This window comes from Paenibacillus sp. 2RAB27 (genome assembly GCF_052115445.1).
Taxonomy (GTDB): Bacteria; Bacillota; Bacilli; order Paenibacillales; family NBRC-103111; genus Paenibacillus_E.
Genome location: NZ_JBFRGR010000007.1, coordinates 1 through 22,156 on the forward strand (window position 1 = coordinate 1; position 22,156 = coordinate 22,156).

A 22,156-nucleotide genomic window follows, 5' to 3' on the forward strand; every position below is an offset into this window, starting at 1 on the left:
CTAAGAAATCATTTCAACGTGTTGGGGACCGCGATCAAGGCCGATAAAGGCCAGATTCTAATCATTATGGCCAGCGAGGGAAATGACACCGCGATAAGTACGATCGGAAATCTGTTAACCATACACGCCAAAACCAAAGCGGGGGTTGCAGTAGGGGAAACAACGGTGTCGTTATCCGATTTTAACGTTTCCCTCGCGGGTTCGGGTACGCCAGTTACCGGAGTATCTCTCAGCATTCAAATTAAAGATGTGGATAAAGCGGAATTGAACGCTGCGATTATTGCTGCTCAGAGCAAGCATGATGCAGCGACGGAAGGAAACAATATCGGCCAGTATTCAAACGGATCGAAAGCGATATTACAATCAGTTATTAACAACGTCAAAGCGGTACGCGATAACGCAGCATCAACCCAAACGGAAGTCGCGGATGCAATGAGTGCTCTAAATGCGGCGTTGACAACGTTCAATAATTCAGTACACACCGATYCTGGTACTGTAGACAAATCWGCATTGAGCAAAGCRATTASWGCTGCGCAAAGCAAGCATGATGCAGTGACTGAAGGCACCAAAATCGGTCAATACCCGGCGGCTGCGAGAACGGCATTGCAAGCGGCTATAACAAGCGCTAACGCAGTATTAAGCAGCTCGGCAGCAACGCAGACGCAAGTGAACACGGCGACAACAGATGTGAATACGGCACTGCAAACATTCCTGACGAAGATTGTTACGCTAGTTCCGGGTCAAACGAGTGTCACCATCAATGATCTGTCCGTCATCTCCAAGTATTATGGAACGAAGTCAACAGATGCCAACTGGATTGAAATCGAAGCAGCCGATATCTTTAATAGTGGCAAAATCGATATTCAAGTCCTTGCGGCAGTAGCAAGAATGCTTCTTGACGACTGGCTTTCGGAAAATTAATTCTTAATTCGGTTGTGGAAGCAGTTTGAATCAGCAATCATTTTACTAACAGTAAGATGGTAGTTAAAATATAAGCTGTCAGTCAGTACCCGCCTAGCCACGCGTTGACGCTGACCGCGATCACAATTTCGCTTATGGCGAAGCCATCGAAATTGTGATCGCAAGCAATCAGGCGAAGGCCGAGACGCAGCGCATGCTGCGCGCGGTGCAGCATGCGCTGCTGATTCTTCACCCGCCAGAGGAGGCAGGCGAAGAGGTGCGCAAGCTGACTCCGCTCGTGCAAGACAAGCTGCAGCTTGGAGGGCGGGCCACAGCGTATGTGTGCCAGAACTTCGCGTGTCAGGCGCCGACACAAGACATCGCGGACCTTGAAAATCTCTCCACACAACACTGATAATAATTATCATTATTGGTTACAATAAAGGTAGAACAGAAAAAGAGGCCATAAAGGCCTCTTTTCTAACTCACTCATTCATGTTTAGTTAGGTACTAGATCTTGGACTCGAATGTACGACAATCCGTTTCCTCTGGATTACGAGCTTGATTGCCACCGTGGTGACTCACGATCGAAATCGAGCTAGAGCTTCATAGGGTGGGCGAAAGGGACCTTTTTTTATACATGGAGCTAAAAATCTGTTTGCACTGCTTTTTGACTACTTAGAATCTCGGTCATTAGGGAAAATCCACTTAAGTAAATGAGGTTTATTGTGATCGATATGACACTAATCTCAAGATGAGAAAAATACAATTACAGAAGTTCAAAGGACAAGTGAAAGCACCTGATTAGGGTCGCGCTCACTCTGTCCGTTTTTTCATTTCTGGGGGTATGGGTAAGAGAAGGCCAAGCGAATAACTGGATTTTCTGCAGCTAATTCAAGCGAAATCACGGCATTTCGCAAAATAACTGGATTTCCTCCCGTTATTTCAGGCCGGTTTTGCCAATCTGGACATTTCGAGCAAAATTAGATGTAGAAAATCCAGTTAAACTCCCTAAAGGCTAGTTTTACCAGTTAATCCCCAAAAGCTACCCAGCCTGGGAAAGATAAGTTGGCTATATTTCTTGAGAAACGCTACCGTCCAATAAGGACGGCGTTAGACGTTTTTTTCATGCCAATTGTATTGGCATTCTCCATGGACCGACTACTTAATATCTTGTAAGAAATTCTAGAAATCACAGAAATTTATCCGATAGGCGGATGCTATTATACAAATATAAATAAAGACGAGGTGATGATATGCAAGCAAAACTGGCAACGGACGCCCTTCCCACCCCGAAAAAGCGGGATTCATGGATAAGAACGATAAGCAGATATAAAGTGATGTATGCGCTCTTATTTCCGGCATTAGTGTACTTTGCCGTATTCAAATATATTCCTATGGCAGGAATCATTATTGCTTTTAAAAACTATAACCTCGCCTTGGGACTATGGGATAGCCCGTGGGTGGGATTGAAAAATTTCAAAGATTTTATCAATGGCGTTTATTTCTGGGACATTATGAGAAATACGATTATCATATCGCTGTATAAGCTATTGTTCGGTTTCTCCGCTCCTATCGTACTTGCTTTACTTCTCAATGAAGTGTATACCCAATGGTTTAAGAAAATCGTGCAAACGATCACGTATTTGCCCCATTTTCTGTCATGGGTCATTGTTTATGGACTGATGGTGGCGTTATTAGCACCAGGGGATGGCCTTTTTAACATGATTTTTAAGGAAAATGGGATTCAGCCTATCTCCTTTCTAACGGAACCTGCCTGGGGTAGACTGCTGATCATCCTATCTGAAATATGGAAGGATATTGGCTGGGGAGCGATCTTATACCTTGCCGCATTAGCGGGCATTGATCCAAGTTTATATGAAGCAGCTCGAATTGATGGGGCTTCCAAGTCGAGACAGCTATGGCATGTCACATTACCCGGCATTCGAGGCGTCATTATTCTGATGCTGATCCTGAAATTAAGTCATATTCTGGACGCTGGTTTTGACCAGATATTCATGTTTGCGAATAGTTTTAACCAAGAGAAAATCGACATTATCGACACATGGGTATACCGTGAAGGGTTGGAGCGTCTGAAGATTGGTTTGGCTACGGCTGTGGGATTGTTTAAAGCTATCATCGGATTTGCTTTAGTTTTGGCTGCGAACAAGATTGCCAAAAAATTCGATGGGCAAATTTGGTGAGGTGGTTTTATACATGATTAATTTGACAGTCGGGGAAAAAATATGGCAAGTAGTCGTATATTCTATTCTTATTATACTAGCCCTACTTTGCTTACTTCCCTTTTTATATGTCGTTGCTGTATCAGTGACGCCAGAATCGGAAGTAGTAAGAAAAGGAATTGTGATTATTCCAGAAACCTTTACGTTCCTAGCCTATAAAGAAGTGTTCATTTCTCATGGTATAGGGCAGGCGTATAAAATTACGTTGTTTCGAACGATCGTAGGCACGGCGCTAAATGTGCTTTTTACGGTACTAGCTGCTTATCCGTTGTCCAAAAAATATTTGCCGGGGCGCAGCACGTTTTTAATATTCATTGTGTTTACCATGATGTTCAGCGGAGGTTTAATTCCGACATATTTGTTAATCCGCTCTCTAGGATTGCTAAACAGTCCGTGGGTATTGATTATCCCGCATCTAATTAGTGCATTTAATCTGGTCATTATTAAAGGCTTTTTCGAGCAATTGCCTGCTGAAATCGAGGAATCGGCGAGGGTCGACGGCGCAAGTGAACTTCAAGCGCTTTGGAGGATCATTTTACCACTCTCTATGCCCGTGCTTGCTACGATTTCCTTATTTTACGCCGTGGGGCATTGGAACAGTTATTTCGATGCCATTGTTTACTTGAATGATGCGAAGTTAATGCCGCTTCAAGTTGTCTTGCGCAACATTCTGCTTAACATTGCATCAGAAAGCGCTGAATCGATGGCCAATTCCGGAACGGTTAGCAAATTCGCTGTGCAAATGGCTGCTGTCGTCGTGACGACGGTTCCGATCTTAATCGTGTATCCATTTATGCAAAAGCATTTTACAAAAGGTGTGCTTATGGGATCGATTAAAGGTTAAAAGGCAATTCTTACCTAGGTTGTTACGGGGACACCGTGATAATATATATACAAGCAAAAGGAGAGGTCAATATGGAACGTAAAAAGATTACATTTACTGTTCTGGCTRCTGTCGTAGGGCTGGGAACGCTATTGTCAGCATGTGGGAATCAAGAAGAAGTTAAGCCTGCAGCTTCGAGCAGCCCTCAAACCGAGGCTAACAAGTTTGCGACCAAAATGAAAATCTCGATGTTTAACCAAGGGACTTTCAATGCTGCTGCTCCGATACCTCCACGTGAAGAAGATATTCAACGCCAAATGTTGGAAAAGGCGATGAACATCGATTTGGATATGACGATTCCTCAAGCTGGGCAGGCAACAACCAAACTGAATACGTTGATTGCAGGAGGAGATATTCCCGATTTGCTCTTCTTGAAGAGTCGATCCGATCTCGCACAATATTATGATCAAGGTGTGCTTGCGGATCTGACGCCATACTTGGATCAATTTCCGGAATTGAAGAAGCGTTTTGCTAAAGACTCCTGGGAGGCGACGTCCTATCTGGGCAAAACGATTGGAGTTCCAGGTTATGATAATGTAAACGGTATCAGTCGAAGCTACTTTATCCGGAACGATTGGTTAAAAAAGCTAGGCATGAAAGTGCCGACAACCCCTGACGAGTTGTTCGAAGTGATGAAAGCCTTTACGGAGAAAGACCCTGATGGCAACGGCAAGAATGATACGTACGGATTCATTGGCGGTATGAATAAAGAAGGCAATCTGCAAACCTACGGCTTCGATAGCTTGATGTGGATGTTTGGCGTCAATCCTCCCTCCGCCATTGATGTGAAAGATAACAAACCGGTGTACTTATTTATTGATCCTAAAATGAAGGAAGCACTCGCTTACATCAATAAAATGATGACAGCGAAAGTTGTGGATCCAGACTGGGTGACGATGAATACGCCTGATTTGTTGGACCAAAAGTTATTTAAAGGTAAAGTTGGCTTCATGATCAGAGATGCCCGCAGACTAGAACCGGATTATCAGCAGAAAATGAAAGAAATCGGCGGAGAAGTACCGGAATGGATCGTTATTCCTCCAATGAAAGGGCCATACGGCGATCAAATCGTAGAGAGAAAATCGTTCCAAGGCAATTCATGGGCCATTTCCAAGAAAGCGGATAAGGAGAAAATCATTCGGATCCTGTCTATGCTGGAATATATGTTTACGGACAAAGAAGCCTACCCGAATTTCGCATACGGAATTAAAGGAATTCATTGGGATGTCGTAGACGGCAAGATCAAAAATAAAAACTCTGAATTATCCAAGGAAGTGAAAGAAAAGTACCTATGGGTTGATCATTATAGAATGCCGCGTCGTGGCGATGATGCCGAGTACTTCAGCTTCCAGAATCCGAAGACAGCAGAAGCTTTCACGAACAATCAGAAATATGTGGGTCTTACTTTACCTGGTAACTTGTTGACGGCAGATCCGAGTGATAGCTTAGCAGCAGACCGCACACGTTTTATTAATGAAAGCTTAGTCAAATTTATGTCTGGTAAAGATCCTCTAACCAACTGGGATAATTTCCTCCAAACATTGGATACCAAGTTCGACATGCAGAAATACAAGGATACAGCAGTTAAACAATTTAAAGAAGCAGGCTTAATTAAGTAATCGACGAAGAGAGTGGCGATAAATCGCCCCTCTCTTTGTTGTCCTATACTATGCTATGCTTAGTTTAATCCAGATTTAAAAGGAAGATGACCGATGCGAAGAAGAATCAGCTTGCCTATAAAACTATTTATGATTGTATTTGCGTTTGTATTAAGCTGCATCATCTTGATAAGCCAATTGTCCTATCGCTATGTACAGAAGGAAATAAGAACCAATGACATTTATTACACAAACCAAATACTGGACAAAGTTGACCAGTATCTAACGGTTAACTTTTCTTCCTTCCAGACGATTTTGTTCTCGGTCGAGACTTCGGTGAAAGCAAACATTGCCAATACGGAAGTGATTAAAAAGCAATTAAGAGAGCTCTATGAACTAAACAGTAACTACGTGAGTAACATTTACTTGATCAATAGTGATTTATCTATTCTAGGCGGAAGTACGACTACGCGAATTTTCGATGAACCTTTATCGGACAGAAAACCCTTATTTGATGCGGCCGACAAGAACAAACGAACTACATTTGTCAGTGATCCTTATAAATCGAAGTATTCCGGTTGGACCGTTACGATGGTACGATATCTGAACGTCACTCCGACTCCTATGGCTATTGCTGTAGATTTGGATCTAAATGCGATTGAAGAAACCTTGTTTAAGATTAATAAAAAAGAACGAATGAATCTAGCTTTGATTACCACATCGGGTAAAATTATTGCTGGATTTTCGGAAAATAGAGGCCCCCTAAGTATTCAAGATCATACGTTTTCAATCGGGGAAATGTCGGCAGAACAAATTCTGGATACGACGGGAACAAGCCTACAACTCCATACCAAAGATGGCTTACCGGTCTCCATTCTGAAGAAACCGACGGAGAAATTCAATTGGTTCCTCATCTCGATGAATGATGAATCTCGCATGGAAGCTGCGTTGTCCAGATTGGAAAACTATTATCTTGGACTTCTYGTTGCAGGCTTACTACTAAGTTTGTTCATTTCCTTCTTTATTGCCAAATATATAAGGAATCCGCTCTATGCACTCAAAACAAAAATGAAGCGGGTAGAGCAAGGCGATTTGACAACGACAGTTACCATTAACCGAAACGATGAATTCGGTGACCTTTCCCTAGCCTTCGACCGTATGCTGCAGCAAATTGTGGAACTGATACGGCGAGCAGAGCTTCATAATGAACTGGAGCGGAAACTGGAAATCCAAGTGCTGCAATCTCAAATAAACCCTCATTTTCTCTATAATACGCTTGGATCAATCAGCAATGTCATACGTCTCGGACAAATAGAGAAAGTAGATGTGGTCATCGGGTCTCTAATTGCCATATTGGAATACGGGATCGCCGACGCTTCGGAGAAGGTTTCACTACGTCAGGAGTTGCGCAATGTATCTGACTATATCGCGATCCAGAACATCCGTTATAATAGGCACTTTCATCTGATTGAGCATATCGAAGAGGGGCTAATGGATTTTCCGGTTTTTCGTATGCTGCTGCAGCCCATTGTGGAAAATAGTATCTTCCATGGCTATAACGGCGGTGGAATCGAAGGCTCGATTACGATTCATGCGTACAGGAAGGGCGGCTTCGTCATGGTCGAAGTCATTGATCAAGGCGAAGGCATTCCAGCGGATCGCATACAGCATATTTTAATCGCAGACCCGAGTGATCTGGAAGTAAAAAGGAAAAGAATCGGGTTAAACAATATTCATGGTCGAATAAGACTTCACTATGGGGAGCAGTTCGGGCTCCAAATTATAAGCACGCCTCAGGAGATGACATGTGTTCGCGCTGTATTCCCTGTAGGTTCGTTTAAAGGAGATGTATGACGGTGAGAGACTACACCTGCTTCATTGTTGACGATGAAGATCTAATCATTCAACGCTTGGAATTATATTTTAGCGAGCTCTCCCATAAGGAAACGCGATTCCATTTAATCGGGAAAGCGAATAATGGGCTGAAAGGGATCGAGGAGATTTTAAAGCTCAAACCGGACATCGTCATCTCCGATATCGTAATGCCGCGAATGGATGGGATCGCCATGATTGAGCAGTTAAAGTTGGAGCTGCCTCAGACCCAATTCATTCTTCTGACCGCCTATTCGACGTTTGAATATGCACAGCGAGCTATCCATGCCAACGTCATGGAGTACATTGTTAAGGTTCCCTTGAATGAAGCAGATTTGGATCGAGCTTTGGGTAAGGCAGCTGGCATTTTGGATGAGGTTAAGAAAAAAGAAGAGGAATTTCAATCTTTAAACGTGTCCGTTCTTGAAAATAAATACAGGGTCCGCAAGCAATTTTTTAACGAACTGATTAGAGGCGAAATACCTTCTCATCGCGTATCGAATTTTGCCAATCGTATGGAGTCCCAGTTCTTTCAAGCCAACTACTGTTGCTTTATTGTTGAAATGAATCTGTATGAAAGTTTCCGAAATGAATATTCAGCGGTTGATCAAAACATTTTGAAATATGCGATTACGAATGTCATCGAAGAAACGGTGATGAATAGTGGCAGAGGTGTAGCTACAGATCTGTCCGATAATCGTTTTATTGGCTTTCTTTCGTGGGAACATAATCGCAGTGAAATGGATACGGAATTTGCTTGCCAGGAATTAGGAAGTCAGATCGTCACTCATTTACAGCAGTATTTGAATCAAAGGGTATCCGTAGCTTTTGGCGGTCCGCATCGAGGTTGGGAATCCATCAGACAAGCTTACACGGAAGCTCAAAATGTGAGTGAGGATTTCTATTATCATGCAGAAAAAGTAGTCAAAACACCCGCGCATCGGTTCCATTACCGGAATGACAAAAGAGAGGAATTCCAGCAGAAACTGGCTGATTTTCTTGTAGGGGTACAAAGACAAGTTTCCAAAGAAGAGCTGGAGAAAGAATTTGCTGAGTTAAATCAATTTGCTACGGATCATAAAATTCATAGGTCCATCATGGCACCTATGCTTCGAGACTTGTACAGAGACATCATTATGAAATTTAAATCGGGGAACACGTCGACCACGGATATAGCCGAGTTTCCTATAGAATTTATGGCATTTCGAGAGCAACTTGCCTATATTAGTGACTTCACATTCCAATATGTACACGCCGGTCAACTTTTACATCGGGCAGAAATCATGAGAGCCATGCGCTTTATTGAGAAAAATCTGAAACAGCGTTTAACCTTGGAGGCTATTGCTGAGGATGTAAACTTAGCGCCATCGTATTTTAGCAGCCTATTTAAGAAAACAATGAACGAAGGTGTAATCAGCTACATCAACCGTAAAAAAATCCAACTGGCGCTCGAACTGTTAAATGTTCAAGATTATTCGTTATTGGAATTGTGCGAGGAAGTAGGCATTGTCAATGAAGGATATTTCTGCAAACTATTTAAAGAATATACGGGTGACACACCTAAGCAATATCGGATCAAAATGACACGGTATGAATCTAAATAAAATATGATTTTTTCTTGAAATCATGTAAATAAACAGCGAACAAAAGGCTTACCATGATAGATGTATCTAATCATGGAGGTAATCAATATGGAGCTTATTAAAGCAGATGTAACCGTCGTAGGCGGGGGGATTGCTGGGCTATGCGCTGCGATTGCTGCTGCTCGTCAAGGGCTGCAAGTGTCGCTTATTAATGATCGGCCAGTTCTTGGGGGAAATGCCAGCAGCGAGGTTAGGGTTCATATCAATGGGTCGGCCTATCTTGGCAAAAGTCCATCCTATTATGCACGTGAGGGCGGATTGATAGAAGAGCTCAAATTGAAGATTTTCCACTATAATCCGTTATATAACAAAAAGCTTATGCTTTCGCTTTCAGATACGGTCTTGTTGGATATGGTTTATGCTGAGCCTAACATTTCTCTATTTCTGAATACGTGCGTGCATGAAACGGGGATGGAGAATGGCAGAATCAAATGGGTGGAGGGCCTCCAACTGGCTTCCGAAAGAAAATACCGATTTGAAAGCCGAACCTACATCGATTGCTCCGGGGACGGGGTTGTCGGATTTCAGGCAGGTGCTCACTTCCGATGGGGGAGAGAAGCGAAGCATGAATACAAGGAAGACTTGGCTCCAGAAGTGGCTGACCATTACACCATGGGAGACACGATCCTTTTCCAAGCACGCAACGTAGAATATTCGGTTCCTTACAGGAGGCCGGGCTTTGCGTATGACATTACGAAGTTGCCCTTTTTTGAAAGTATCAAAAAAGGTTTGAACCATCGTGCTTTTCCTAGAAAAATCAACGGACTCGGCGGCTTGTGGTGGCTGGAATACGGCGGGCATATGGATGTTATCGCTAATAATGAAGACATCGCATTGGAACTGCGGAAATTGGTTTACGGGATTTGGGATTATATCAAAAATAGCGGCGAATTTGATGATGTGGACAATCTCATCTTGGATTATGTTTGCCCAATTCCAGGAAAACGGGAATCAAGGCGCTTTATTGGGAACCACATGTTGTCTCAGACCGATCTTACAGAAAAGCCGCATTTCGATGATGCAGTATCCGTCGGGGGATGGTATATGGACTTACATGCTGCGAAGGGCATCTACGATGAGGGACCGGCTACAGCCTGGAATTTCGTGCCTGGCTTATACAATATTCCTTTTCGGAGTTTGTTCTCCCAAAATGTACCTAACCTCATGTTCGCTGGTCGCAATATAAGTGCTACCCATGTTGCTTTCGGATCGACAAGGGTAATGGCCACCTGCGGTTGTATGGGGCAGGCGGTTGGAACGGCCGCTTCGCTATGCCTGAAATATGAAGTAGACCCCGCAGATCTCGTCGAAGCGCATATGGGAGAGCTGCAGTCGTTGCTGCTTCGAGACGGGCAAACGATTGTAGGGCTGAAAGAGGAATTGGATCCTTACTTTGCTGACGGATTACAGATTCGTGCCTCTTCGCAGCGCAGCTATGACAATCTTCATCCAACCGAAGCGATTCCCTTGGAGCAAGGGTTATGCTTGGTTGTGCCGATTGAGACATCTGTGGCGGAAAGCGTACGGGTCAAAATTAAAAATAGCTCCGAGCATTCGGAAACGCTGCATGTGAAGTTGTTTGGCGGGGATCGGAAGGAAAACTATATTCCAACCAGTCAGTTGAAAGACTATAGCTTAGCTATTGCAGCGGGTCATGACGACTGGATTACACTGGACTTGGGCTTAGAGAAGCCGGCAGACGATAAAGTTTACATCGTGCTGGAAGGAACGGAGAGCCTTGCCGTATACGGCAATGAAGAGAAACTGACAGGAGCGGTCAGCTTCCATTATAGGCCGGAAGAGCCGTCGAAGCTAAAGAAATTCAATAAGAGTATTTGCTTTAAGGACCTACTGCCATCGCAGAATATGTATAAACCCGAGAATGTCGTTAACGGCTACTCTAGACCTTATGGTCTGCCGAACGGCTGGATTTCCGAACGTACGGAAGGACAGGAGTGGTTGGAACTCATCTTTGCAAGTCCTAAACATCTGGATGAAATTCATCTCGTTTTCAACTCACAGCTGGATTTGGAACATTTCGACGATCCGATCGAGCCGCTTATCCAAGATTATGATGTGACCTTGACCTTAGAAGATGGAACCGAGAGTGAAATCAGTATCCGTGGCAATTATCACACGTTGAATAAACATAAGGTGGATGCAAAGGGTGTTACCCAAATCCGGATTCATTTCAGCGCAACTTACGGTTCGCCTTATCATGAAGTGTTTGCTGTAAAATTGTTTGCTCCTAAAACGATCAGTGAGGTCAGGTGAAGTCGTGATGCAGGAATTATTCCCTCGAAGAGGGTTACCTAATGTCATTCAGAAGTTGGAAAATGGGGAAACGGTGACAATCGTCTATTTTGGCGGCAGTAATACGCGTTCTGCAGGATATCGAGTCATGACGGCGGACTGGCTTCGTGAGCAATATCCCGAGGCGGATATCCGCAGTGTGAATGCAGGCATTGACGGAACTGGCTCGGATTTGGGCTGTGCCCGTTTGGAGACGGATGTGCTTCGTCATCAGCCTGATCTCGTGTTTGTTGAGTTTGTCGGTAACGATGGCGGAGTGCCCGAGTCGAAAGCGCGGATCGAAGGAATAGTCCGTCAAATCCGCAAGATGAGCCGGTTTATCGATATCCTGTTCGTCTATACGGTGAAAGAGCGAGACGTGGTAGGATTTCAGGCTGGGGAATACCAGAAGGGAGCCCTCATGCAAGAGGAAGTAGCTGACTATTATGGTATTCCTTCGATTCATCTGGGCGTAGCGGTCAGTCAATTGGTGAGGGAGGGCAAGCTCGTTTTTACTTCGAAAGCAGGAGAGTCCATTCCCGGAGCTATTGTTTTTACGCATGATGCGATCCATCCAATCATTCCCGAAGGGCATCAGATTTACACAGATACGATCACCCGGTCATTTGAGCGGATTCGTGAACTTGGGGTTAGTTCGGGAAGCGTTGAACATAACCTGCCTCAAGCCACCTTGGTCCCGTCCAATCCGTGGGAGTACGCATCGATGCAGCCGCTGGATGGTAATGCCCATTTTTCGGCAGGATGGTCTTACGTGACGCCCGATGATTTTGAACTGGCCCGCAAGTACGATTGGTTGTTCCCCGGCCTATGGCGAGCAGTCGATCCTGGAGAGGCGATCACCGTGCAGTTCGAAGGCACGCACATCGGGCTGTTCGATATCGGAGGACCTGATTCCGGTAGATTGAAGGTGACGGTGGATGGTGGTGAGCCCTTCTTGGTCGACCGGTTCACATTCTATAACGATCATAATCGAAATCAGTTTGTTTACTTACCAGAGCTTCCGAATGGAAGACATACGGTTCGCTTCGAAATCGATAACGAGAAGACAGACAAAGCGGCTGTGTTTGAAGCATCCGGCAACGAGCGAAGCAGGCAGCATGTTATGGAGCATCCGGATTGGTACGATCAAACGGTGATCCAGCTTGGGAAGTTGTTGTTGGTGCAGCCGCCTGTATAATGGATAGGAGAGGCTTTGCTGCTTGGAAAACCTGCATGGTACCTGACTGCTGCCCAGCAGTCTATAACCATGTAGGTTTTTTCACTTAAAATCTTATAAGAAATTCTAGAAATCGAAGAAATTTCACAGCTAGGTTACATGCTATGCTACAAAAGACGAAGGCGATTACCAAAAGGATACGGTAAATCGCTTCGTAACGATCATTCTAACAAAGGGGGGTATTATTGTTTGTGTTGAAAGCGCTGTCAATATAGGGAGAGGATGTGAGTGATATGTTAAAAAGGAAGCTGCTTTTAATCGTTTTAATGATGACGATGATAGTGCCACTGAACTTTCTCGGAGTAAGCTCCACTAATGCGGAGTCCTTACCGAATAAGACGATCATCATCGATGATGGGAGCATCACGATTAATGGTGTTGTGACACCTGATGTGGATAACATGAATAACGGATACTCGGCTCCGAATTGGACCACAAGTACAGGTGTGAAGGGGTATGATAACTCCAGTTCCAAATATACAAGTACAGTAGGCAGAACCATAACGTGGAATCCACGATTGGACGCAGGAACGGCGAGAATATCGTTCTACAAGCTTGATTGGGCGGATAAAGCAGATAGCAATGTGAAAATCGAAATCGTTCATAATGGCACGACGGATGTTCAATTTATAGATTTGAGACCTGCATTCGGGGCGGCTGTGGGTTGGGTTGATTTGGGGGAGTACTATTTTTCCGGGATTGGTGAAGAATTCGTTAAATTGACCCGGTCTACCGGCAGTACCAGCACGATACTTACGCGCGCGGATGCGGTTAAATTCGAAGGGAATATTCAGCAAAAAGAGCCCCATAAGACGATCATTATTGATAATGGAAGCATTACGACGGATGGTGTCGTTACCGTTGATGTGGATAACAAGAATAACGGATACTCAGCTCCTTATTGGAGCACGAGCACGGGGGTGAAAGGGTATAATAATTCCAGTTCCAACTATACAGATGCTGTAGGAAGAAGCATTACATGGAATCCGCGATTGGAAGCAGGGACGGCGAAAATATCGTTCTACAAGCTGGATTGGGCGGATAAAGCAGATAGTAATGTGAAAATCGAGATTGTTCATAATGGGATTACGGATGTCATGTTTATGGATCTAAGGCCCTCATCAGGACCATCCGTCGGTTGGGTTGATTTGGGGACCTATTATTTCAGTGGTGCTGATACGGAGTTTGTCAGGCTGACACGAACACAACCTACGACCGGAACAATCATTACGCGTGCGGATGCAGTTAAGTTCGAAGGGAATATCCGGCAGCAAGCGCCACCATTGCCTCCGCTGCGCAGCCGCACATTGGCGAATCTCCATTATACGGAGAAAGGCAGCATTGAAAACGCAAACTATAAGGCGACTTTCTATGAAGCCGCTTGGGATGGCGGCAAATCCATCGTTCGTGATCTGTTCTACAAGGACACGGGGACAGGGAACTGGGTGCCAATGAATACTGTGCCGGAAAGACTTGAAGAACAATGGGTCTTATTGGATGGGAATGCGGGAAGTCGAACTAATTACTACGATACGATGAACAAACGCTGGATTACATTCGACGGGATCCATTTCCCTGATAGCCATACGGCCGTATTAACCGATTCTTTGCATGGAAGCGATTACGATTTACAAGTAAATTGGTCATTGGCAGGGGACAAACCTGATGTTTCCTTTGCTTTTACACCTCGCCGGAACGGGAATTATGTGATTGGCTATCAATCTTTCACAACAGAGCTGGTCTCTGGCATCAATGAAGTGTTAAGTGGTTTCAGGTCGCACGCGAAGATGGTAGGATCAGTTGAATCAACTAGCTTGAGGGAGTTAAGTGCTCCGATGAGTCTAGTTGAGAAGAATGATGGAGCTGGGAATGCGATATCGTATGGCATATTTGCACCATCTGAGGAGCTGCCGGTCGAGTTTGAACCGACGGGGGGCGTTTCCCAGCAACGGCTTGGCATGAGTCTTGTCAACAACGAAGGTAGCGTGCAGCCGATCCTATATGCGCCTCAACTAGGGACTTATTCACAAATGACCGCGGAAAGCACCTATCAGTTTCATATGGGGCTAATCGCTCAGAGAAGCAAACTGTATGAAGCCTACRAGGATATTCTCCGCAGTGAATACGACTATTCGGCTTACCGGGAAAATGTCGCGGATCAGTCGCTTACGGACGCGATGTTTAATATGATCGATCTGCTCAAGATCGAACCGCAGGGGGATGACTCTGTTAATTATGTCCCATCACCAAGCGGGTGGTGGAACCGTGCCAAGGGCTTCATCGATATCGAGAACGAGGATAGCGTTCGAACAACATCGAATGCGGCTCTTCTGGGGGCTTATTATTTGACTGGGGACGACCAGCTTTACAATACGAGGGCGTTGCCGTTGATTCAATACGGGGTATCACGAAATGGTATCGGTTGGTCGCCGACACAGAAGCCTGTATACAGCGTACCATCGTTATGGAAAATGGCAACATTGCCGTTCGACGTTTCAAGCGTTGCCGCTGTCAATCAAATGCTGGGCACTTCGGCAGGCATTGGGGCGCTGGGGCAGGAAGAGTACCTTGTACGAGATCCCGATCAGAAAGATCGGGGGCCTGTCATTCAGCCCCTTATGATGTATCGTATGACAGGTGATGCGCAGTATTTTCAGGCTGCCAAGGATGCAGCCGACAGCTATATCGCTCAAAATATCGATACGCCTGCATCCGTGAACGTGAGTAAAAATGAGTTTATTTATTATTATGGCAAGCTGTGGATGGAGATCTTGGAGCTGTACGAGGAAACGAAAGATTCCAAATATTTGAATGCCGCGTACAAGGAAGCCAAACAGTACGCTACCATGTTCGTTGCTCGTCCGGTTCCTGAAGGCACCGTTACGATTCCACAGCCGGAGACATATAATTACGCGGAATCGTTCCATTGGCCGGAAAGTGGCAAATACGCCTATCCTAGGAGCAAGCTCCCTGAAGATGTAGCCGGTGGCGTACAAGCGGACAGTTGGCTTGTTTCTCCCAATGGGTTGACGTTTGAAGCGGGAAGCACAACCGGCTATTATCGGATGAATGCGCAGGAGGCGCCATTCATGATGAGATTGTCGCTCTATACTGGCGATAAACTATTGCAGGATATCGCGCATAATGCGGTTATCGGACGATATTCCAACTATCCAGGGTATTACTATAAAGGCTTCGCAGTTAGTCAACTCCAACCGGATTTTCCTCTGCAAGGTCCAAGCGGGGCAACATCCATCTATTATCACCATATGCCGGCACAGCTCGGGCAAACGATGGATTATTTGATCAGCGAACAATCATTGAAATCGAATGGAAGTATTACTTTCCCTTCCGTATTTGAAACTAATTTCTTATGGTTCAAATATCATCTCTATGGGAATAAGCCAGGACAATTTTACGGCAATTCTAATGTGTGGCTCTGGATGCCCAAAGGGATTATCGAGACCAACCATCCGCAATTGAACTGGATAACGGGAGAAAGCGGAAATAAATTCTACATCAGTTTAAGTAACGAATCGACGGCTGAGGTACAGACTCCGATCGAATTGAATGCGCAAATGATCGGGTTCAACCCAGCACAAGATTATAACGTAACCATCATCCGTGATAACGGGACACCAGAGCAAGCGGTGATGAGTGGCGGAATCATTCAGGCCACGGTTTCAGGCAAGGGGATAACTGCTATCATTGTGGAGGGACTTCATATTAATGTGCCGCTGCATCAGGTTAGAACTGCTGATACATCGGATGCGAGCTATTTCTTCGATGTCCACAGTCCAATCGATGCTGTTAAAGGCATGCTCATCGTCAAGCCCGACAAAACGTCCTACGATGCTTATGTGGAGGCAAAAACGACAAAGCCAGCGACGATCCATTACTCCTTGGATGGAGGGGCCACGTACACGACTGTTCCAGATACGATCTATCCGATGGAGTGGTCGATACGGGTAAATGATTTGTCCCAAACTTTCACCTATTATGTGGAATCGGACGGAAAACAGACCCGCAAGCGGACGCTATATCTGCCAGATCACGTAGCAGTAACGCCAGTCCAACCAGAGTGGCAGGAGGAAGCATCCATTATTGTAGATAATACAGAGGCGGATACAGAAGGCGTCTGGATACGAGATACAACCGCCAATGACTACTACTATGATAACTATGTGTATGCGAAATCGACTGCGGGAACAGCAACAAGCACAATTAAATGGCGACCTGACCTGCCAGAAAGCGTCACATATAATGTGTATTACAAGCTCCCGCAAATAACTGCCACTAGCGAAAATTGGGCAACCAACGCCTCCTTTACCGTTTATTATAGCGGGGGCTCCGAGACGGTTACCGTTGATCAGTCCATAGCCAATGGGACGTGGGTATTCCTAGGAGCCTATCCTTTTGCAGCAGGGGATAGTGGGTATGTCGAATTAACGAATAAAGCCAACAAGTCACGGGTAGTTGCCGATGCCATGATGTGGGTGGACCCTAATAGGTCGCTCCAATTGGAGTCGGTGATCATCAAGTCGGATAGGGACGAATTACAGATGACGCAAGCTGCTCAGTTGAGTGTAACCGGCTACTTGGACAACGGATTGATCGGTGATTTGACCCAGGCCAATGTGCAGTATTTCGTTGACAGAACCGATCTGGCTGCAGTGGACAGTAACGGTTTGGTGACCCTTCAAAACCTAGATGGCGTAACGGATCACATCGAAGTGTGGGCCACGGTAACGATGGACGGAGTGACTTTAACTACACCACATTTGACCATAGCGATTAGGGATCTGACGATAATCGTCGACAGTACGAATACGTCCGGGTTATACACGACAGTAGGGTCTTGGAGCCAAAGTAATTTAGCCGGCTACAAAATTGGCGTGAAGTCCCGTTACTCTACGGTTCAAGGTTCATCGGCGACATGGAAGGCGCAATTCCCAGAAGGGAGATATGCGGTCTCTATCTACAAGCTCGTCCATACAACGGCAAACGATAATCATGTCAAAGTCGAAGTGAAGCATCAGTCGGTCACCGAGGTGACCTATATGGATGCGACAGTTGGCTCATCGGGTTGGGTTAATCTTGGCACGTTCGACTTTACAGGAGACGGCAGCGAATATGTTCGTTTAACTAGGGACACTCCGACTACGGTAGATCCGCCAACCCTTCCTGCTGATATGATTTACACCAGGGCTGATGCCGTCAAGTTTGAACGGCAATCCTTCAGTCCGGCATTGCATGCGAACGAGGTGCCAGGTAAACCGATACTATCGAATAATAGTGGTTATGCGTCAGGCTTATATGATGGCAATTATGAGGTTACGATGAATATGTGGTGGGGAAACAATGGCTCACTGTATAAGTTGTACGAGAATGGCCAATTGATTCAAACGAAGTCACTGGCCGATGCATCACCAGCAGCCCAGACTTCCATTATTCCAATTCAAGGTAAGCCAAACGGAACCTATGTGTATACATGTGTGTTATCGAATTTGTATGGAACGACTTCATGTGATCCCCATACCGTCATCGTGAGTGATGCGAATCCCGGCAAACCTGTGTTGTCCAGTGACAACTGGGATCAAGATGGGAACTATACCATTACTGCTAATATGTGGTGGGGGACGAACGCAGTAGCATATCGATTATACGAAAATGGCGAACTTATTGAAATGCAAGCTTTATCTTCACACACACCAAGTGCACAATCAGCAATTACACAAATATCGGGGAAAGCTCCTGGCAATTATCAGTATCGTGGCGAGTTTATAAATGGAAGTGGAACAACAGTAAGTGATGTTATACAAATTGTTGTAAAATAATCCTAAGAGCTGAGTGGATGAGAACGATCCATTCGGCTCTTTTATTACCGGCGTTCGCCCGGTCAAATCCTTGAACATTCGAAAAACGGAGAACGCTTATTGGCGATATAAACAACCTTGAAAACGCGGTCGCTCATCCTCGAAGGACTTCAATCTTATATTAAATATAACCATGTATAAACATTAAACAGCACCTAGTTATAAAAGTAATCTGTGAGTTATAATACTACCTATATAAATCATTATGGCAACCGTTCAGTGGACGGTTGCCATTGCACATTGTTTTCGAAGGGGAGAGAGGAATGACAGTAAACAAAAGGCAGTTATTTTTCTCGCTTCGACTCAAGTTTTTACTTGTATTTACGTTGTTTATTGTGGTTCCTATTTTATTAATGTTGTATCTCTACTTCGTTCAATCTGACAAAATATTTATGAGACAAATGACCGACACTCAAACTCAGGTTCTAAAGCGGGTTACGGATCGAGCCAACGATATGCTGAATCGGACGTTAAATGTTTCGAATTTGCTCACGAACGACTATGATGTTTTGCAATTGCTAAGAAGTTCGGGGCAGTCGGATTTAGATGATTATCCAACCTTCCAGAGGGTAATTGGTCTACAGAGCAAGATGGACAACCTGATCTCCTATATTTTGGACAACCATGCCATTGTTGCGGTTTATGGATTTAATGGCAGCATCTATGCGACCAATCAAACCGAAGAGATTCTTAAAGTGATGCCGGATTATGTGAAACAAGCCAAAGAAAAAAATGGTGCTCCTGCTTGGGATGTGAACCCTTCTTTGAAAGTGAAAGGCCTTGAAGGGAACCAAGAAGGTGGTTTTATTACCATGGTCCGGTTAATTAAAGGTGAGACGACAAAGGGATATGGTTTAGTCTTTATCGCATTTCCAATCAAGGAAATGTTTCTCGTTTCCAATGGCGCAGAGGAGGATTCCCCTGCCCAATTCCTGATATCCGATAAAACCCGCCTGCTTTGGGGACAGGAGGAATTGTGGAACAAGATTGAATCGGGAGAGGAACGATCCCTATTTGCACAAACCTTAAAAGCAACTGGCTGGCAATTGCGATGGATCCCCATGCAAGAACAATGGGTGCAGCAGTTGAAAAACGTACGTTCCACAACGACATGGAGTGTCATCGTTTTATTCGCATTCTTTCTTCTCATCTATGTCTTCTTTACTTTACGTTTGATGAAGCCAATTCGTTCACTCGTGCAGGCAATGGGTAAAGCATCATCCGGAAATTTCGAAAAGCCTGCGTTGGCGGGAGGAAACGATGAAATTGGACTGCTGAGCCATCACTTCAACCGTATGCTTTCAAGCTTGAAGGAGATGGTTAAGACTCTTCGAGAAGAGCAGCAGCTTAAAGAGGAAGCAAGATTTCATGCTCTCCAGGCTCAAATTTCTCCCCATTTCTTGTTTAATGCACTCAATTCTATTAAGTGGCTGGCTTTATTCTCGGGTGCTAAAAACGTTGGGGATATGATTACTTCCTTAGGTATTATGCTCAGCTACAGTATGAAGCAGGAGAGCGAAGTTGTCACACTGCGAGATGAGCTTGATTTTATAGAGCACTATTTTTCACTGCAAAAAATTCGGTTTAACGATAATATAGATTTGTTCATTAAGGTCGATGAAAGTTTGTTGTCTGCGCGCATGCTTAAATTCACCCTTCAACCTATTGTGGAAAACAGCATTATCCATGGGAACCGTATGCCTTTAATCATCCATATTGGGGCTTATCAGGAAGACGGTTTGTTGTTTGTCACGATTTCAGATAATGGTCAAGGGCTGTCTGAGAGAAAGCTTGCAGACGATGCTCTTGAGAAATCCGATCCAATCAGGCAAGGGAAATATAGTGGAATCGGACTTGAAAATGTTCAAAGTCGAATTCGCATGCATTTCGGGGAACCTCATGGGCTATTTATGCACAATGGCATGGATGCCGGCGTGGAGACGGTTATCAAGCTGCCTTGGAACAGGATGGAGGATCCAGCATGACCAAGCTTTTATTAGTGGAAGATGAATTTCTGGTGAGGCTCGGACTCAAGACGTTTATTCCTTGGGAGGAATTCGGTTTTGAATTGATTGGCGAGGCGGTGGATGGATTAGATGCCCTTACCATTCTTGCTGAAAAGCCATGTGACCTGTTGATCACCGACATTTCTATGCCGAATATGGATGGAATCTCGCTAATGGAACGGGTGAGGGAGCTATATCCGCACATCAAAATTTTAATTTTATCCAATTATAATGATTTTGGGTATGTAAGGCGGGCCTTACAGCTCGGCGCTTCCGACTATATATTGAAGCTGACTATGAGACCGGAAGATCTTCAATCCAAGCTGCAGCAAATGCAAGCGGAAATCGAGAACGAGCGTAAAAAGCAGGAGGAAACGGTACTTCTTAATCGGAAATCTGTTCAATTTCGCCAAGAAATAACCATTGAAAAGCATTTGCATGATCTCTTAACTATGCAATACTCGAAGAGGGAAGCGGATGATCTCTCAGAGGAATATGCGGATCTGCTTCCGACATTTCCATGGACGGTTTCTGTGATGAGAATCGACCGATACGAGTCTGTTGTAGATGAGAATCGCTTTAAGAGTGAAAAGCTGCTGCGCTTTTCCGTAATGAATATACTTAGGGAAATTATGCGCAAATATAAGGCAGGACACATTGTGGAATTGGGTGGGGGGCGTTTCGGTATGATATCCGGTACGGGGGAAGAGCCGATGCTTGAGGAGATGAGGGAATGTATACAACGCTATCTCAAAATGTCTGTCTACTTCGGTACTTATTCCCCTGTTGAACGAGCATACGACCTGCATGAAGCATGTAAGTTTGCTGAAGAAGCGCTTTTGGAGAGATTTTACAATGACTCGAATCGTGTCATTCGATATAGAGAACAACTATTCGTGAATCATGCTTTGCCCATTTCGTCACAGGATGAATGGCTCGATTTGATGGCTCGGCAAGACAAAGAAGCGCTTCAGAATGCTGTAAGGAATATGGCTGACGCCTATTTAGAAAACGGAGTACCCAGACCTTATCCAGATCTAGCAAGAGAACGTTGGCTGCATATTGTGCATCAATTCGAGGTGTTCCTTCAACATAAAGGTGGGGACCTTTACTCGATTGAGCCCTACGAGGGGAAGTATCCTCATCATGTCGTGAGGACATCTGAGTCCATACAAGAAATAAGCGAGTGGTTGATTGGTTGGATTTCCGTCTTCTTCGAGCATTTGCGCGCATGTACGGTTCATCAGCCTCGACCCGAAATTAGAGCCGTTCAAAGAATGATCGAAGAAAAGTACAGAACTTCCTTTAAAATGTCCGACTTAGCCAAAGAAGTTAATTTTACGGAACCGTATTTAAGCTCCTTATTCAAGAAAGAAACAGGCGAAACGATGATCGATTACATGATCCGTATACGAATGAAGAAAGCCAGGGAAATGCTTAAGGATCCCAATGTTAAAATTTATGAAGTCGCGGACGCGATCGGCTATTCGGACCCTAATTATTTCGCTAAGTTGTTTAAAAAAATCGAAGGCATATACCCGCAAGAATATCGTAAGCGCTATATTCACTAAAAGTGGATAAAATAAGACAGGTAAGATCTTAAATG

The 22,156-nt window shown here is 44.7% G+C and carries 11 protein-coding genes and 1 pseudogene; all 12 read left to right on the forward strand.

Annotation, left to right across the window (positions count from 1 at the left end):
• Positions 1 to 921, forward strand: a pseudogene (locus tag AB4114_RS12385) (cohesin domain-containing protein); the annotation flags it as partial.
• A gap of 154 nt (positions 922 to 1,075) precedes the next feature.
• Complete coding sequence (locus AB4114_RS12390) at positions 1,076 to 1,315, forward strand: hypothetical protein (protein WP_441988741.1); 240 nt, start codon at positions 1,076 to 1,078, stop codon at positions 1,313 to 1,315.
• Between the two features lie 841 nt (positions 1,316 to 2,156).
• Positions 2,157 to 3,104, forward strand: coding sequence for an ABC transporter permease (locus tag AB4114_RS12395; protein ID WP_171632635.1), 948 nt, complete (start codon positions 2,157 to 2,159; stop codon positions 3,102 to 3,104).
• Between the two features lie 13 nt (positions 3,105 to 3,117).
• Entirely contained in the window at positions 3,118 to 3,987 is an 870-nt protein-coding gene (locus AB4114_RS12400; protein WP_441988742.1) for a carbohydrate ABC transporter permease, read from the forward strand.
• Between the two features lie 71 nt (positions 3,988 to 4,058).
• Positions 4,059 to 5,645: an extracellular solute-binding protein gene (locus tag AB4114_RS12405; RefSeq protein WP_441988743.1), complete on the forward strand. Its 1,587-nt coding sequence runs from the start codon at positions 4,059 to 4,061 to the stop codon at positions 5,643 to 5,645.
• A 93-nt stretch (positions 5,646 to 5,738) separates the two neighbouring features.
• Positions 5,739 to 7,478 (forward strand): sensor histidine kinase, encoded by a 1,740-nt coding sequence (locus AB4114_RS12410; RefSeq protein ID WP_441988744.1) that lies wholly within the window; start codon positions 5,739 to 5,741, stop codon positions 7,476 to 7,478.
• Positions 7,475 to 9,100 (forward strand): response regulator, encoded by a 1,626-nt coding sequence (locus AB4114_RS12415; protein WP_441988745.1) that lies wholly within the window; start codon positions 7,475 to 7,477, stop codon positions 9,098 to 9,100. The genes AB4114_RS12410 and AB4114_RS12415 overlap by 4 nt, the downstream gene beginning before the upstream one ends.
• 87 nt (positions 9,101 to 9,187) lie before the next feature.
• Positions 9,188 to 11,413 (forward strand): FAD-dependent oxidoreductase, encoded by a 2,226-nt coding sequence (locus AB4114_RS12420; RefSeq protein ID WP_441988746.1) that lies wholly within the window; start codon positions 9,188 to 9,190, stop codon positions 11,411 to 11,413.
• A gap of 7 nt (positions 11,414 to 11,420) precedes the next feature.
• Positions 11,421 to 12,629, forward strand: a complete 1,209-nt coding sequence (locus AB4114_RS12425) for a GDSL-type esterase/lipase family protein (protein ID WP_441988747.1) — start codon at positions 11,421 to 11,423, stop codon at positions 12,627 to 12,629.
• Positions 12,630 to 12,901: 272 nt separating this feature from the next.
• On the forward strand, positions 12,902 to 18,505 hold the full coding sequence (locus AB4114_RS12430; protein WP_441988748.1) for a golvesin C-terminal-like domain-containing protein: 5,604 nt from the start codon (positions 12,902 to 12,904) through the stop codon (positions 18,503 to 18,505).
• A 302-nt stretch (positions 18,506 to 18,807) separates the two neighbouring features.
• A complete protein-coding gene (locus AB4114_RS12435) occupies positions 18,808 to 20,529 on the forward strand; it encodes a histidine kinase (protein WP_441988749.1) in 1,722 nt (573 codons plus the stop codon).
• Positions 20,526 to 22,121, forward strand: coding sequence for a response regulator transcription factor (locus AB4114_RS12440; protein ID WP_441988750.1), 1,596 nt, complete (start codon positions 20,526 to 20,528; stop codon positions 22,119 to 22,121). Before AB4114_RS12435 ends, AB4114_RS12440 begins: the two co-directional genes overlap by 4 nt.
• The last annotated feature ends 35 nt before the right edge of the window (positions 22,122 to 22,156 follow it).